This window comes from Nocardia cyriacigeorgica, assembly GCF_005863245.1.
Lineage (GTDB): Bacteria > Actinomycetota > Actinomycetes > Mycobacteriales > Mycobacteriaceae > Nocardia > Nocardia cyriacigeorgica_C.
In genome coordinates, this window is record NZ_VBUT01000007.1 from 141,682 (window position 1) to 156,518 (window position 14,837).

Here is a 14,837-nt window from a genome sequence, read left to right on the forward strand (position 1 = left end):
TCCCACCGGATTCGGGGTCTCGCGACCATCGAGCCCACCCGGCATGGTCATTGGGCCGGAAGCCGTCCGGCGACCGAGCGCCTGCTCGCAATACCCCTACAGGGAGAACACATGTCGATCACACGCCTGTCGTACGCCGCCGCCGTCGCGCTCGCCGTCACGGTGGCCGGCGGCACCGCCACCGCGGCGCCCCTGACGCTGGAACCCGCGGCTCCGGTCGCGACCACCCACGTCGACGACAACGGCGGAACCGGCAGCGCCAGCGGGAGCGCCGAGACGGTGCTCGGACTGCTGGAGATCCTGATGAGTGGCTGCACGCCCGGCACGGTGTGCTGAACCCGATAGCCGAGTGGCCCGCCGACGGATGCGTCGACGGGCCACCGGCGGATCAGCGGATCAGTAGCGGTAGTGGTCGGGCTTGTAGGGGCCTTCGACGTCCACACCGATGTATTCGGCCTGGTCCTTGGTGAGCTTGGTCAGCGTGCCGCCGAGCGCCTCGACGTGGATGCGGGCGACCTTCTCGTCCAGGTGCTTGGGCAGGCGGTAGACCTCGTTGTCGTACTCGTCGGGCTTGGTCCACAGCTCGATCTGGGCGATCACCTGGTTGGAGAAGCTGTTGCTCATCACGAACGAGGGGTGGCCGGTGGCGTTGCCCAGGTTCAGCAGACGGCCCTCCGACAGCACGATGATCGACTTGCCGGACTCCTTGAACGTCCACAGATCCACCTGCGGCTTGATGTTCAATTTCATTGCGCCCGAACGCTCCAGCGCCGCCATATCGATCTCGTTGTCGAAGTGACCGATATTGCCGAGGATGGCCTGATCCTTCATCGCCTTCATGTGATCGAGGGTGATGATGTCCTTGTTGCCGGTGGAGGTGATGACGATATCGGCATCGGCGATGGCCTGCTCCACGGTGACGACGTCGTAGCCGTCCATCAGCGCCTGCAACGCGTTGATCGGGTCGATCTCGGTGACCTGCACCCGGGCGCCCTGCCCGGCAAGCGATTCCGCGCAGCCCTTGCCCACATCGCCGTAACCGCAGATCAGCACCTTCTTGCCGCCGATGAGCACATCGGTGCCGCGGTTGATGCCGTCGATGAGGGAATGGCGGGTGCCGTACTTGTTGTCGAACTTCGACTTGGTGACCGAGTCGTTGACGTTGATCGCCGGGAACACCAGCTCCCCCGCCGCCGCGAACTGGTACAGCCGCAGCACACCGGTGGTGGTCTCCTCGGTGACGCCACGCACGCTCTCGGCGATCTTGCTCCACTTGCCCTTGTCGGTCTCGAACCGCTCCCGCAGCAGGTTCAGGAACACCGTGTACTCGGCGGAGTGCTCCTCGTCGGCCGGCGGGACCACGCCCGCCTTCTCGAACTGCGCACCACGCAGCACCAGCATGGTGGCGTCGCCGCCGTCGTCGAGGATCATGTTGGCCGGCTCACCGGGCCAGGTCAGCATCTGCTCGGCCGCCCACCAGTACTCCTCGAGCGTCTCGCCCTTCCAGGCGAACACCGGGGTGCCCTTGGGCTCGTCGACGGTGCCGTTCGGGCCGACCACCACCGCGGCGGCGGCATGGTCCTGGGTGGAGAAGATGTTGCACGAGGCCCAGCGCACCTGCGCGCCCAGCGCGGTCAGGGTCTCGATCAGCACCGCGGTCTGCACCGTCATGTGCAGCGAACCCGAGATGCGCGCGCCCTTCAGCGGCGCCACGTCGGCGTACTCGCGGCGCAGGGCCATCAGGCCGGGCATCTCGTGCTCGGCCAGCCGGATCTCCTTACGACCGAACTCGGCCAAGGACAGATCCGCCACCTTGTAATCGATGCCGTTACGGACATCAGCGGTCAGCGACGTACGTGCGGGAAGTTCTGAGGTCGTCATGCGCCTGGATCAGCCTCTCTCCGGATATCGGTTCCGGACCAAGGCTAGTCGCTCCCGCGGCGGTGCTGCTCGGCAACCGAGCCACCGGGTTCAGGTCGCGGGGACCCCGTGGCGGGCCAGCATCCGAACACGCCTGCGCGGAGCGATATTGGCGCGGGTGATGTCGCCGTCGTAGTGCGCGAGCACCCGCGGATCCATCACTCGCCGCCACAGCGGTGGGATGGCGGCGAGCAGGATCATCGTCGCGTAGCCCGCTGGCAGTTGCGGCGCTTGCTGCGAGCTGCGCAGCGTCTGGTAGCGGCGGCCGGGGTTGGCGTGGTGGTCGCTGTGGCGCTGGAGATGGAACAGGAAGATGTTGGTGACCAGCCGGTCGCTGTTCCAGCTGTCGCGCGGCGAGCAGCGCCGGTAGCGGCCGCTGGGCCTGCGTTCGCGCAGCAGCCCGTAGTGCTCGACGTAGTTGACCGTCTCCAGCAGCATGACGCCGATGACGGCCTGGAGCAGCAGATAAGGCAGGATCCGCACGCCGAAGGCCAGCATCAGGCCGCCGAACAGCACCACCGTCATCGACCAGGCCTGCAGGATGTGGTTGTGCACGCTCCACCAGCCGAGGTCGCGGCGGGCCAGCCGGTCGCGCTCGAGCCGGATGGCCGAACGGAATCCGCCGGACACACTGCGCGGCAGGAATTCCCACAGCGATTCGCCGAGCCTGGCGCTGGCCGGATCCTCCGGCGTGGCCACCCGCATGTGGTGGCCGCGGTTGTGCTCGACGAAGAAGTGCCCGTAACCGGATTGGGCCAGCGCGATCTTGGCCAGCCAGCGTTCCAGCCGCTCGACGCGGTGGCCGAGCTCGTGGGCGGCGTTGATCCCGATACCGGAGACCAGGCCGAGGGTGGAGGCCAAACCGAGTTTGTCGACGACGCTCAGTTCGTCGCCGGACCACAGATAGCCGGCCACGACCAGGCCGAGCAGCTGGATGGGCAGGAACAGGTAGGTGCACCACCGGTAGTAGCGGTCGTTGGACAGCAGCTCGTAGTCCTCCTCGCGCGGGTTGCTGCCGTCCTCGCCGACGAGTTGATCCAGCACCGGAATCACGATCAGCACGATGATCGGGCCGATCCACCAGAAGATAGTCCACCCGGTATGCAACACCAGTTGAGAAGGCAGCAACGCGCACGCGGGCGCGATGAGACCGAGAAACCACAGGTGGCGTTTGGGATCGGCCGATCCCCTCGGTTTGCCAACCGTTTGCACGCTTGCCCCGCTAAAAATGAACCCTGACACCAACGGACATCCATAGTCTCAGACGTGTGGTCTGTTACACCTTCCCTTGCGCGCGAAACGTGGTGACCGTTACAGCGCTGATAAGGGCGGGTTGTCCCATCAATCATGTGATGGACATCACGGCACACTAGTCGCTAATCTTTTCGGCCCGCGCGGCAGGGGTCGCGGCGACATAAAAAGGCCACCGTGGCGTAACTGGATGGTCTCGCGGATGCACCCGGGCTGCGATTCGGGCACGCGCGGGCATCGCCCCGGCAGCACCGCAGCTACTGCACCCCGCGCGCGGCCAGAATCGCCTCCACATACGGACCGAGCAGCGCGCTCAGTTCCTCGGGTGCGTCGCGCCCCGGAGCGGGCGGGGTGGGGATGTAGCTCAGCGCGATCCGCACAAGCGCCTGGGCCAGCACATCGGCCTCGGCGGCGGTGGCATCGACCCAACTGTTGCGGAACGCGACCGACAGTCGTTCGGTGGCGTGCTCGACCAGCGGCTCGGCATCGAGGGTGATCAGCCGCAGCAGGTCGAGCTTGACCTCGCCGGCGACCAGTGAACGCACGAGCGGGTCGGCGGCGGCTTCGATGAAGAAGCCGGACAGTCCCTGGCGGAATGCGGCGCGCGCATCGCCGACGTTGTCATCGATGGCGGCCCCGACGTGGTCGACCAGATCGTCGGCCAATCGCAGGGCATAGGCCTGGGCCAGGCCCGCGCGCGAGCCGAATTCGTTGTACAGCGTCTGCCTGCTGACACCGGCGCGAGTGGCCACATCACCGAGGGTGATCTTGGACCAGTCGCGCTCGGTGAGCAGTTCGCGCATGGCGTCCAGGACCGAGCTGCGCAGCAGCTCCCGTGCGGCCTCCTGATAGGGAAGTCTGGACCCGTTGCGCGGCATGCCTGCGACCATGGCACGGGCATCTGTCGCAGTCAAAAATCTCACGACCGCTCGATCTCGACCATGAAGAAATCGGCCTTGGCGGCGCCGCAGTCCGGGCAGGTCCAGTCGTCGGGGATGTCGTCCCAGCGGGTGCCGGGCGCGATGCCGTCCTCCGGCCAGCCCTCGGCCTCGTCGTATTCGAAGCCGCACTGGATGCACTGGTACAGCTTGTATTCGGTCATGTCACCTCTCCTCGTCCGCCGGTCTACCGGCTCGCCTGGTCGCTGCCGACCGGCTCGAAATCGATCTTTTCCCGCACCCCGCAGTCCGGGCAGCACCAGTCGTCGGGCACCGCGGACCAGGGCGTTCCCGCCGGAAAGCCCTCATGTGGCTCGCCGGTGGCCTCGTCGTAGACGTAGTCGCACACCGGACACCGATACGCGCTCACGACGTCGCCTCCTGCCCGGTCGCGCCGTAGCGGGCCAGCACCTTGTCCCGCTTGGCCGGGTGGATATTGGCCCTGGTGATGTCGCCGTCGTAGTGCGCGAGCACCCGCTTGTCCATCACCCGGCGCCAGATCGGCGGGAAGTAGGCGAGCAGGATCATGCTCGCGTAGCCGCTGGGCAGATTCGGCGCGCCGTCCCAGCTGCGCAGCGTCTGATAGCGGCGGGTGGGATAAGCGTGATGGTCGCTGTGGCGCTGTAGGTGGTACAGGAAGATGTTTGTCACCAGGTGGTCGCTGTTCCAGCTGTGCACCGGCGCGGGGCGCTCGTAGCGGCCGCTGGCGGTGCGCTGCCGCACCAGCCCGTAGTGCTCGAGATAGTTGACCGCCTCGAGCAGGCTGAATCCGATGACCGCCTGCAACAGCAGATACGGCAGCACCTCGATGCCGAACACCGCGATCAGCACCGCGAACAGCAACACCGACATCAGCCAGGCGCTGAGCACCTCGTTCTGCAAGGTCCACGGCTTCTTGCCGAGCCGCTCCAGGCGGGTCTTCTCCAACCGCCACGACGAGCGCAGGCCGCCGACGACGGTGCGCGGCCAGAAGGCCCAGAACGTCTCGCCGACCCGTGAACTCGCCGGATCCTCCGGAGTCGCGACGCGCACGTGATGACCGCGGTTGTGCTCGATGTAGAAGTGGCCGTAACAGGACTGGGCCAGGGCTATGCGCGAGAGCCAGCGCTCCAGATCGACCTTCTTGTGGCCGAGTTCGTGGGCGGTGTTGATGCCGATCCCGCCGATGATGCCGACCGTGATGGCCAGGCCGATCTTGTCGACCACCAGCAGGCCACCCTCGATACCGAGCCAGCTCAGATCGTCGGCGGTGATCAGGTAGCAGGCCATGATCAACGAGGCGTACTGGAACGGCAGGTAGAGGTAGGTCAGGTAGCGGTAGTACCTGTCGTTTTCCAGCCACTCCATCACCTCGTCGGGCGGGTTGGAGCCGTCCGGGCCGAAGAAGATGTCGGCCAGCGGGATGACCAGATACACCAGGATCGGGCCGAGCCAGAACGGCACATGCGCCAGGCCGGTCCAGCCCAGTTCGTTCAACGCCCAGATGAGCGGAAGCCCGATGGTGAACAGTCCGGTGGGCGCGAACAGACCCCACAGCCACATATACCGCTTCCGGTCCCGCCAGGCCGGCGTCTCGGCCGCCAGACCTGCGGTTTCGGCATCAGTCGACATCGTCGTCTCCTTCATGCGACGCACATCACATGTGATGTGCACTACCACCTTAAGTTGACGATAGCCTTTGCTTTGTCCTCGGTCTATACAAATGGATCAATTTGTAAAGCGTCTGTGATCTGGATGCCCGCCCGTGATGCCCGGACATAAAAGGGCGCCCGCACAGGCTGTGCGGGCGCCCTGGCGAGGGTCACGGTTCAGCGGATCAGCACGTCGGCATCGTCGGGCAGCGCATCGATCGGCCACCATCGCAGATCGGTCGACTCGGCGCTGCGCACCGGCACCGCCCCGGCCGGCGCGGTGATCCGGAACAGCAGATCCAGATGACGGGTCGGCACCCCGAGCGAGCAGGTGATCGGATGCGCCTGCGCACCGTAGAGGCCGGGCTCCAAGCGCAGCCCCGCGATGCCCGACTCCTCGGTGGCCTCCCGGAGTGCGGCATCGGCCACCGTGACGTCGCCCTCCTCGCAATGCCCGCCGAGCTGGATCCACCGGCCGACCCGAGGATGCAGCGTCAGCAACACCTCGCCGCCGTCGGCGGAGAACACCACCGCGGACGCGGTGATATGCCCCGCGGCGTGCTCACGCAGACATCCACGCGGCGCGGAGCCGAGAAAGGCCAGCATCGCCTCGCGCAGCGATGCGTCCGGCCCCGCGGCGGGCGACCACGCCTCGAGCAGCTCGGTCGCCGAGGCGTGCAGCGACTCCGCGCTCACAGCTCGACCAGCGCGTCACCGGGCGCGCGCGGCGGACGCGGGGCGAGCTCGTCGAGCGGGTGGCCGATCGCGATGGCGCCCAGCGGGTTCCAGTCGCCGGCCAGGCCGAGCACCTCGCGCGTCGCCTCCGGCGCGAAGATGGTCGAACCGATCCAGCAGCTGCCGAGCCCCTCGGTCGCCAGCGCCACCAGCAGCCCCTGCACCGCAGCGCCCACCGCGACGGTGAACATCGTCTGCTCGGCGGCCCGGCGGCGATCGTCCGGATAGTCGTGCGCGCCATCGGGCACGCAGCACGGGATGATCACCTCGGGCGCGTCGAAAAGGATGCGGCCGCGCGCGATCCGGCGTTCCACCCGATCAGCGGGCAGGCCGTCGGCGGTGAGATCGGCGCGCCACTTGTCGGCCATCGCCGTCAGCAGACGCTCCCGCAGCGCGCGATCGCGCAGCCAGACGAAACGCACCGGCCGGGTGTGATGCGGGGCCGGGGCGGTTAACGCCACCGACACCGCCGCGCGCACACGTTCCGGATCGACGGGGTCGGCGGCGAACTCGCGCACCGACCGCCGCAGCAGTACCGCCTGCGAGCGACCCAGCTCGATCGCCTCGGCGGTGCCGAGCCAGAACAGGTCGTCGGTGCCGCCGCGCACGAGATCGGCTGCGTTGGAACCGTCGTCGGTGACCGGCAGCCCGCGCACCACCGCCACCGGGACACCGCCGAGCTTGCCCTTCACCAGATCGGCGGCCGCGGCCAGCTCGTCGGCGATGGCAACCTGGGTGACGTGCAGTTCGTTGCCCTGCCCGTCGACCGCGCCCGCGTAGTCGTGCAGCACCCGCAACCCGGAGGCGCCGATCGCCGCATCGATCTGGCCGTTGCGCCAGGCCCGGCCCATGGTGTCGGTGACGACGACGGCGACCTGCACCCCGAGCCGCTCGGCCAGCGCCGAGCGCAACGCCTTCGCGCTGGCGTCGGGATCGACTGGCAGCAGCACCAATTCGCCCTGCTCGACATTCGATCCGTCGACCCCGGAGGCGGCCTGCACGATGCCGAGCCGGTTCTCGGTGATCAGGGTGCGCCCCTTGCGGGCCAGCACCCGGACGGCTTCCTGATCGACCAGCGCCCGCCGGGCGGTGTCGCGTTCCTCCGGGTCCAGCGGTGCGGCGACGATGCGGCCCTCGACCTTGGCGACGATCTTGCTGGTGACCACGAGCACGTCACCGTCGGCCAGCCAGGGCGCGTTCGCGGCGATGTGTTCGGCGAGGTCGTCGCCGGGCCGGAATTCCGGCAGCCCGGTGATCGGCAGCAGCCGCAGCTCGCCCGCGGCGTGGTCGGCGGGCCCGGTCACGGCTTGATTCCCGCCAGATCCAGTGCCGCACGCACCATTTCGGCGGTGGTCGGCGGATCGGTCATCAGCAGGGGCACGCTGCGGACCTCGACGCCGGGCACCTCGGCGGTGTCGGTGGTGTGCACCAGCCAGCCGTCGAGGATGCCGGTCGCCGAGCGCGCGCCGTAGTGCCGGCCGACCGCCTCGGCCGAGGTTTCCACGCCGATCACCGACAGGCACTCATCGGCCATGCCGCGCAACGGTTTTCCGTCGATCACCGGAGAGATGCCGATGACCTTCGCGTCGGTGGTGCGCAGCGCGCCGCGGATGCCGGGCACCGCGAGAATGGCTCCGATGCTCACCACCGGGTTCGAGGGTGCGAGCAAGACCACATCGGCAGATCCTATGATATCGATCACATTTGGCGCCGGTTTGGCTTGATCCGCGCCGATTGTGGCGAATCCATGAGTTTCGATACCCGCGCGGTATCGAACCCACCACTCTTGGAAATGGATCGCGCGGCGTTCGCCAGGGTTGTCCGGGTCACTCACAACGACGTGGGTTTCACATCGATCATCGGTTGCCGGGATCAGTTTCACACCGGGTTGCCATCGATTGCACAGCGCTTCGGTCACCGCTGATAGCGGGTAACCGGCGTTCAGCATTTCCGTGCGAACCAAGTGGGTGGCGATATCGCGGTCACCCAGCCCGAACCAGTCCGGCTGCGCGTGGTATTTCGCCAGCTCTTCCTTGGCGTGCCAGGTTTCGCCGACCCGGCCCCAGCCGCGTTCGGTATCGATGCCGCCACCGAGGGTATACATGCAGGTATCGAGGTCGGGACAAATTCGGAGCCCGTGCATCCACACGTCGTCGCCGACATTGACGATCGCCGAAACGTCGGCTTCGGGCAGAAGTTCCCGAACACCTTGAAGGAACCGCGCACCACCCACTCCGCCGACCAGGACGGCGATGCGGGGCCCATTGACGGGTGCGATGTCCGCTTGTTCTGAAGTCACATCCACATAGCCTAAGCGTCGCCCGATCGGCCCCGCTTCGAGCCATATTTGCTGGTCATTTGCTATGCGATGGTTCAAGATCGTCTTCGAAAGCGCTGCCGGATAGTAACGGAATAGCGACAGCGGCTTGACCATCGCTGCGTCCGGCGTGTCTAATCACAGTCATGTCATTCCGGGATCGCGCGAGAGTTCAAGGCGCGAACGGTTTTTCGAACGAATGTTCGAACGGGACGGCATGCTCGGGGATGTCCGCGAGACAACGTCGCGGAGTAGTGCCGTCGGTAGGCGTGTTGGTCCGGCGGAAAGAAGCATTCTGCGCTAACACACAGTGAGGAGGCGGAGCGATGGCCAATGAGCTGGCCCCTTCGGGCATGCCGGGCGGCGTATCGCAAACCGATTCCACGGCAGGCGCAGCACGTAGCGTCTGCGCAGAGGCCGGGTGGAAGGACCACGAGGGGGGTGAGCGAGACTCGGCGCCCCGACTCAGCTTGGTCGTGCCGGGTTTCGACGAGATGTTCGAGTCGATCGAAGAACAGTGGCAGGAACGTGCCCTGTGCGCGCAGACCGATCCGGAGGCGTTCTTCCCCGAGAAGGGCGGCTCGACCCGCGAGGCGAAACGGATCTGCATGGGCTGCGAGGTTCGGGACGAGTGCCTGGAATACGCACTCGCACACGATGAACGCTTCGGCATCTGGGGCGGTTTGTCCGAACGCGAGCGCCGCAGGCTCAAGCGCGGCATCGGCTGAGCAACGACCGGCAAGGTCCCGGCCGGCCCGCCTCGGCGCCTGCGGCCGGGGCGGGCCGAGGTGGGCAACCGCACCTGACTAACGTTTGCGGTATGGCACGTTCGCGCAATCGTCGTCCCCCGACAGCCCGGTCGGTGACCCGCCGTGGCCGCGGGGTACGCGGGCCGATGCTGCCGCCGACGGTCCCCGCCTGGCGCACCCGCGGGCAGAAGTTCGACCGCCTGGTGCTCGAGGCGTTCGCTCCGCTGGATTCGCGGTGGCACGACCGGCTCACCAAGCTCGATATCGCCGTCGACGATGTGCCGAAAATCCGTCCGCTGCACCCTGATTCGGTCACCTGGCCGGACGAGGTGGTAGCCGACGGACCGGTGCCGCTGTCGCGGCTCATCCCGGCCGGCGTCGACCGGCACGGCACCCCCATCCGCGCTCGCGTGGTGCTGTTCCGCAAACCGCTCGAGCTGCGGGCCGGCGATCCGGACGATCTCGTGGATCTGCTGCGCGAGGTCCTGGTCCAGCAGATCGCCACCTATCTCGGCGTCGATCCGGACGTCATCGATCCCGAACCGAACTGACTCCCGGCTGGGTGGAGCGGCCCGGAAATCCCGCGCCGACCCCGGCCGAGTGACGCACGACGCGCCGATGGGACGGGATTCACTGAGCGTGTCTGCCCACCCCCGGCCGTCAAGGGGGTTACTCTCACTGGCGTGATTCCCATGCGTCGTTGCTGCCGACCAGGTTGCAAGAATCCGGCCGTCGCGACGCTCACCTATGTCTACTCGGACTCCACCGCGGTGGTCGGTCCGCTCGCGACGGTAGCCGAACCCCACTCCTGGGACCTCTGCGAGACCCACGCCTCGCGCATCACCGCCCCCAAGGGCTGGGACATGGTCCGGCACGAAGGCGGATTCTCCTCCAGCACACCCGACGACGACGATCTGACCGCACTGGCCGAGGCGGTCCGCGAGGCCGGACTACGCCGCCGTCCGCCCGAACCCGACCAGCGCGGCTACCGCGACTACACGCCTCCGCCGCCGCGCACCACCCGCACCGGGCGCCGCGGACATCTGCGTGTGCTGCCGGATCCGCCCAGCTGAGACCGTGCCCGCGGGCAATCGCCGGGACCATGTGAGCGCCACACCCGCCGGGCACTAGGGTGTTCGCTATGACAGTCGCCCGCTCTGCCGATTTCGTGAACGCGGTGATCAAGGCCTACGACGTCCGCGGTGTGGTCGGTGACCAGATCGACGCCGAATTCGTCTCCGACGTAGGCGCTTCGTTCGCGCGGCTGATGCGCGCCGAGAACGCGCGGCGCATCGTCATCGGACACGATATGCGCGACTCCTCCCCCGAACTGGCGGCCGCCTTCGCCGAGGGCGTGCTCGGGCAGGGCCTCGATGTGGTGCACATCGGCCTGGCCTCCACCGACCAGCTCTACTTCGCCTCCGGCAAGCTGGACTGCCCCGGCGCGATGTTCACCGCCAGCCACAACCCGGCCCAGTACAACGGCATCAAGCTGTGCCGCGCCAAGGCGCTACCGGTGGGCCAGGACACCGGCCTGGCGACCATCGCGGCCGAGGTGACCGCGGGCGTACCCGGCTACGACGGCCCCCGCGGCAGCGCTACCGAGACCGACCTGCTCGACGACTACGCCGGCTTCCTGCGCGAACTGGTCGACCTGTCCGGCATCCGCCCGCTGACGATCGCCGTGGACGCGGGCAACGGCATGGGCGGCCACACCGTGCCCGCGGTGCTCGGCACCCTGGCGCAGGTGAAGATCGTGCCGCTGTACTTCGAACTCGACGGCAGCTTCCCCAATCACGAGGCCAACCCGCTCGACCCGAAGAACCTGCTCGACCTCCAGCGGCTGGTCCGCAGCAGCGGCGCCGATATCGGTCTGGCCTTCGACGGCGACGCCGACCGCTGCTTCGTGGTGGACGAGAACGGTGACCCGGTCTCGCCGTCGGCGATCACGGCGCTGGTCGCCGAACGCGAACTCGGCAAGGAGCCGGGCGCGGTGATCATCCACAACCTGATCACCTCGCGCGCGGTGCCCGAGCTGGTCACCGAACTGGGCGGCACCCCGGTGCGCACCCGGGTGGGCCACTCGTTCATCAAGCAGCAGATGGCGGCCACCGGCGCGGTGTTCGGCGGCGAGCATTCCGCGCACTACTACTTCCGGGATTTCTGGGGCGCCGACTCCGGCATGCTGGCCGCACTGCACGTGCTGGCCGCGCTCGGCGAGAAGGACCGCCCGGTCTCGGAGCTGATGGCCTCCTACAACAGCTACGCGGCCTCCGGCGAGATCAACTCCACCGTCGACGACGCCGCCGAACGCACCGGCGCGGTACTGGACGCCTTCGCCGACCGGGTGGTGTCGGTGGACCGCCTCGACGGCGTCACCGTGTACCTGCCCGACCACGCGTGGTTCAACCTGCGCGCCTCCAATACCGAACCGCTACTTCGTCTCAACGTCGAAGCCAGATCGCCGGAGGAAGTAGACGCACTCGTAACCGAGATCCTGAGCATCGTCAGGTCCTGACTGGGATAGTGGAATTACTAAGGAAAGGAATCACACGCTCGGGATTCGAGCGTACGGGCGGAGCGATCTTCCCAACCCTGGATCCCGGGCATAGTCGGTTCCCGACTGGAATAGTGGAAGCACAGACCTTGGATTCGCCCGGCCCCATCCGGAGTGGCACGGTCCCGGTGGGCAGCACATCGAAGGGTGCGGGCCGACGGCGAACACAGCGCGATGAGGGGAGGTGGGACGCCCGATGATCGCTGGAACACCGGTGCTCGACCTCGACGACGCGGAGTCGCTCGAGGCAGCCGACAGCGGCGGCGCCCTGCGCTCGGCCGCATCCGGTGGCGCCCAGATCCGCGCCACCGCGGCCGCCGTCGACGAGGGCATCCTGGAGCGGCTGGACGGTCTGCGCCCACGCAGTCTGGTCTTCGTCTGTGGTCCCGGCCGGGCTACTCGCGCGGCGCGGCTGCTGATCACCGCGCTCGGCGATCAGGCCGGGCTGCCGATCGTGCCCGTCGTCGCGGTACCGCCGTGGGTCGGTCCGCTCGATGTCGTGGTTGTCGCGGGCGATGACGCCGGCGATCCCCGGCTCGTCGACGCCGTCGACCGGGCCCAGCGCCGCGGCGCGGAAGTCATCGTGGCCGCACCGCACGAGGGTCCGCTGCGCGCGGTCGCCGCAGGCCGCTCGGTGCTGCTCTCGCCGCGGCTGCCGGTCCGCGATCACAACCGGCTGCTGCGTTATCTCGCGATCGGTATCGCGGTCTTGCGGGCGATCGATCCCGCGCGCAGTGCGCCGTCGCTACCCGCGCTGGGCGATCTGGCCGATCTGGTGGATGCCGAGGCGCTACGCGACGGCCCCCAGCACGAGGCCTTCCGCAATCCGGCCAAGACCCTGGCCACCCGGATGCAGCAGCGTGCGCTCGTCCTTGCAGGCGACTCCCCCGCCGCCACCGAACTCGCGGGCCACGCCGCCGAGGTGCTGTTGCAGTCGGCGGGGCGCATCGCCACCGCGGTCGATCTCGCCGGTGCTGTCGCCGCGCAGCCGCGCATGGTCGCCGCGACCGGCGAATCCGCCCCCGACTACGACCCGCTGTTCCATGACGAGCAGCTCGACGGTCCGGCCCCGGTCGAGCGGATGCGGGTGCTGGTGCTCAGCACCGACCCCGACGAGGTGGCCGCGCGCCGCAAACTCGCCATTTTCTCCGGCGCCGGTTCCGGCCTGGTCGACGCCGACCTGGTCGCCGCCGACCTCGACCTGCTGCGCAGCGATCTCACCGATCCGGCGGCCCCGAAGCCGGAGGAATCCGAGGGCGAGGCCACCGTGCGCGGCGGCGACCTGGAACGTCTCGCCGTGCTCGCGCTTCGGCTCGAAATGACCGCCGCCTACCTGCGCCTGATCGGTAACCGCGAGGTCACCACCGGTGCGGCCCCCGAACAGTTCGGCTCGGACCAGTTCGACGGGGGACGCTACTAGTGCACGAACTCGTCGGTGCGCTGCGCTCTTACGCATGGGGCTCGCGCACCTCGCTCGCCAAGCTGTGCGGTCGTCCGGTCCCCTCGGCACATCCGGAAGCCGAATTGTGGTTCGGCGCCCATCCCGCCGACCCGGCGCAGGTGCGGATCGGCAACGGCTCGACCACGTCACTGCTGGAACTGGTCTCGGCCGATCCGGATCGGGAACTCGGTCCGGCCGCACCGGAATTCGGTGGCCGGCTGCCGTTCCTGCTCAAGATCCTCGCCGCCGAGGAGCCGTTGTCACTGCAGGCCCATCCCAGTTCCGCGCAGGCCGCGGCCGGCTTCCACCGGGAGAACCAGGCCGGGGTGCCGCTGGATTCGCCGATGCGCAACTACCGCGACGAGAACCACAAGCCGGAACTGGTGGTGGCGCTGGACCGGTTCGAGGCGCTGGCCGGATTCCGCGAACCGAAACGTACGGTGGAATTGCTGCGCGCGCTCGATGTCGCGGCCCTGGAGTCGTACGCGGATCTGCTCGCCGCCCAACCGGATTCGGCCGGGCTGCGCACCCTGTTCACCACCTGGATCACGCTGCCGCAGAACGTGCTGGCCACGCTGCTGCCGCAAGTACTCGACGGCTGCGTGCGCTATCTGTCCAGTCGCAAACGCAAGTTCGCCGCCGAGGCCAGGACCGCGCTGGAACTGGCCGAGAACTATCCGGGCGATGCGGGGGTGCTGGCCGCGCTGCTGCTCAACCGGTTGACCCTGGAACCCGGCCAGGCCCTGTTCCTCGACGCCGGCAACCTGCACGCCTACCTGCGCGGGCTCGGCGTGGAGATCATGGCCAACTCCGACAACGTGCTGCGCGGCGGCCTCACGCCCAAGCACGTCGATGTCCCGGAGTTGTTGCGGGTCTTGGATTTCGAGCCGATCGACCTGCCGATCGTGCTGCCCGAACCGGCCGGTGACGGATCGGTGCGCTACCGCACGCCCGCGCCGGAATTCGCGCTGCGGCGTTTCGATCTGACCGCCGGTTCGGCGCTGGTTCCGCTCACCGAGGCCGGTCCCGGCATCGTGTTGTGCACGGCGGGTTCGGTGCGCCTGTTCCAGGGCGGATCGGAGTTGGTGCTCGAACGCGGTGCCGCGGCCTGGATCTCGGCCGCCGACAGCGACGTCCGCGCGCAGGCCGCCGACGGCCCGGCCCAGGTGTTCTGCGCCTGCGTCGGCGGGGCGCCCTGACCGGTTCGCCGAGGCGAGCCGGCGCATCGGGCCCGCTATCCGGATCCTCCGGCAGCGCGCGGCGAGCGACTCGCATAGTCTGTTTCGCGGCCCGGTCCG

Annotated in this window: 16 protein-coding genes; 7 read left to right on the forward strand and 9 right to left on the reverse strand. The window is 68.2% G+C overall.

The window, feature by feature from the left end; all coding sequences use genetic code 11:
* Positions 1-111: 111 nt before the first annotated feature.
* Positions 112-336 (forward strand): hypothetical protein, encoded by a 225-nt coding sequence (locus FEK34_RS18985; protein ID WP_138449395.1) that lies wholly within the window; start codon positions 112-114, stop codon positions 334-336.
* A 60-nt stretch (positions 337-396) separates the two neighbouring features.
* Here the strand turns inward: FEK34_RS18985 and ahcY are convergent, their stop codons facing one another.
* The 9 genes from ahcY to cofD all read right to left on the reverse strand — a co-directional run bounded on the left by ahcY (position 397) and on the right by cofD (position 8,909).
* Entirely contained in the window at positions 397-1,881 is a 1,485-nt protein-coding gene (gene ahcY / locus FEK34_RS18990; protein WP_138449397.1) for an adenosylhomocysteinase, read from the reverse strand.
* 90 nt (positions 1,882-1,971) lie between these two features.
* Complete coding sequence (locus FEK34_RS18995) at positions 1,972-3,132, reverse strand: alkane 1-monooxygenase (protein WP_171048282.1); 1,161 nt, start codon at positions 3,130-3,132, stop codon at positions 1,972-1,974.
* A 296-nt stretch (positions 3,133-3,428) separates the two neighbouring features.
* Entirely contained in the window at positions 3,429-4,049 is a 621-nt protein-coding gene (locus FEK34_RS19000; protein WP_138449401.1) for a TetR/AcrR family transcriptional regulator, read from the reverse strand.
* Positions 4,050-4,090: 41 nt separating this feature from the next.
* Positions 4,091-4,273, reverse strand: coding sequence for a rubredoxin (locus tag FEK34_RS19005; RefSeq protein ID WP_040869242.1), 183 nt, complete (start codon positions 4,271-4,273; stop codon positions 4,091-4,093).
* 23 nt (positions 4,274-4,296) lie between these two features.
* Complete coding sequence (locus tag FEK34_RS19010; protein WP_138449403.1) at positions 4,297-4,479, reverse strand: rubredoxin; 183 nt, start codon at positions 4,477-4,479, stop codon at positions 4,297-4,299.
* Entirely contained in the window at positions 4,476-5,720 is a 1,245-nt protein-coding gene (locus tag FEK34_RS19015) for an alkane 1-monooxygenase (protein ID WP_138449405.1), read from the reverse strand. Before FEK34_RS19015 ends, FEK34_RS19010 begins: the two co-directional genes overlap by 4 nt.
* Positions 5,721-5,917: 197 nt before the next feature.
* On the reverse strand, positions 5,918-6,436 hold the full coding sequence (locus FEK34_RS19020) for an NUDIX hydrolase (protein WP_138449407.1): 519 nt from the start codon (positions 6,434-6,436) through the stop codon (positions 5,918-5,920).
* Positions 6,433-7,779: a coenzyme F420-0:L-glutamate ligase gene (locus FEK34_RS19025; protein ID WP_138449409.1), complete on the reverse strand. Its 1,347-nt coding sequence runs from the start codon at positions 7,777-7,779 to the stop codon at positions 6,433-6,435. Before FEK34_RS19025 ends, FEK34_RS19020 begins: the two co-directional genes overlap by 4 nt.
* The gene (cofD, locus tag FEK34_RS19030; protein ID WP_212748784.1) at positions 7,776-8,909 is read right to left on the reverse strand and encodes a 2-phospho-L-lactate transferase; all 1,134 of its coding nucleotides are present in this window, start codon (positions 8,907-8,909) and stop codon (positions 7,776-7,778) included. Before cofD ends, FEK34_RS19025 begins: the two co-directional genes overlap by 4 nt.
* Before the next feature lie 377 nt (positions 8,910-9,286).
* On the opposite strand from cofD, the gene FEK34_RS30065 reads away from it, so the two are divergent.
* From FEK34_RS30065 to manA, 6 genes are all read left to right on the forward strand, one after another.
* Entirely contained in the window at positions 9,287-9,520 is a 234-nt protein-coding gene (locus FEK34_RS30065) for a WhiB family transcriptional regulator (protein ID WP_029901515.1), read from the forward strand.
* Between the two features lie 92 nt (positions 9,521-9,612).
* Positions 9,613-10,092: a metallopeptidase family protein gene (locus FEK34_RS19040; RefSeq protein ID WP_165448897.1), complete on the forward strand. Its 480-nt coding sequence runs from the start codon at positions 9,613-9,615 to the stop codon at positions 10,090-10,092.
* 141 nt (positions 10,093-10,233) lie between these two features.
* Positions 10,234-10,614, forward strand: coding sequence for a DUF3499 domain-containing protein (locus FEK34_RS19045; protein WP_036539183.1), 381 nt, complete (start codon positions 10,234-10,236; stop codon positions 10,612-10,614).
* A gap of 68 nt (positions 10,615-10,682) precedes the next feature.
* The gene (locus tag FEK34_RS19050; RefSeq protein ID WP_138449411.1) at positions 10,683-12,059 is read left to right on the forward strand and encodes a phosphomannomutase/phosphoglucomutase; all 1,377 of its coding nucleotides are present in this window, start codon (positions 10,683-10,685) and stop codon (positions 12,057-12,059) included.
* A gap of 235 nt (positions 12,060-12,294) precedes the next feature.
* The gene (locus FEK34_RS19055; RefSeq protein ID WP_138449413.1) at positions 12,295-13,518 is read left to right on the forward strand and encodes a tobH protein; all 1,224 of its coding nucleotides are present in this window, start codon (positions 12,295-12,297) and stop codon (positions 13,516-13,518) included.
* Positions 13,518-14,738, forward strand: coding sequence for a mannose-6-phosphate isomerase, class I (gene manA, locus FEK34_RS19060; protein ID WP_138449415.1), 1,221 nt, complete (start codon positions 13,518-13,520; stop codon positions 14,736-14,738). The genes FEK34_RS19055 and manA overlap by 1 nt, the downstream gene beginning before the upstream one ends.
* The last annotated feature ends 99 nt before the right edge of the window (positions 14,739-14,837 follow it).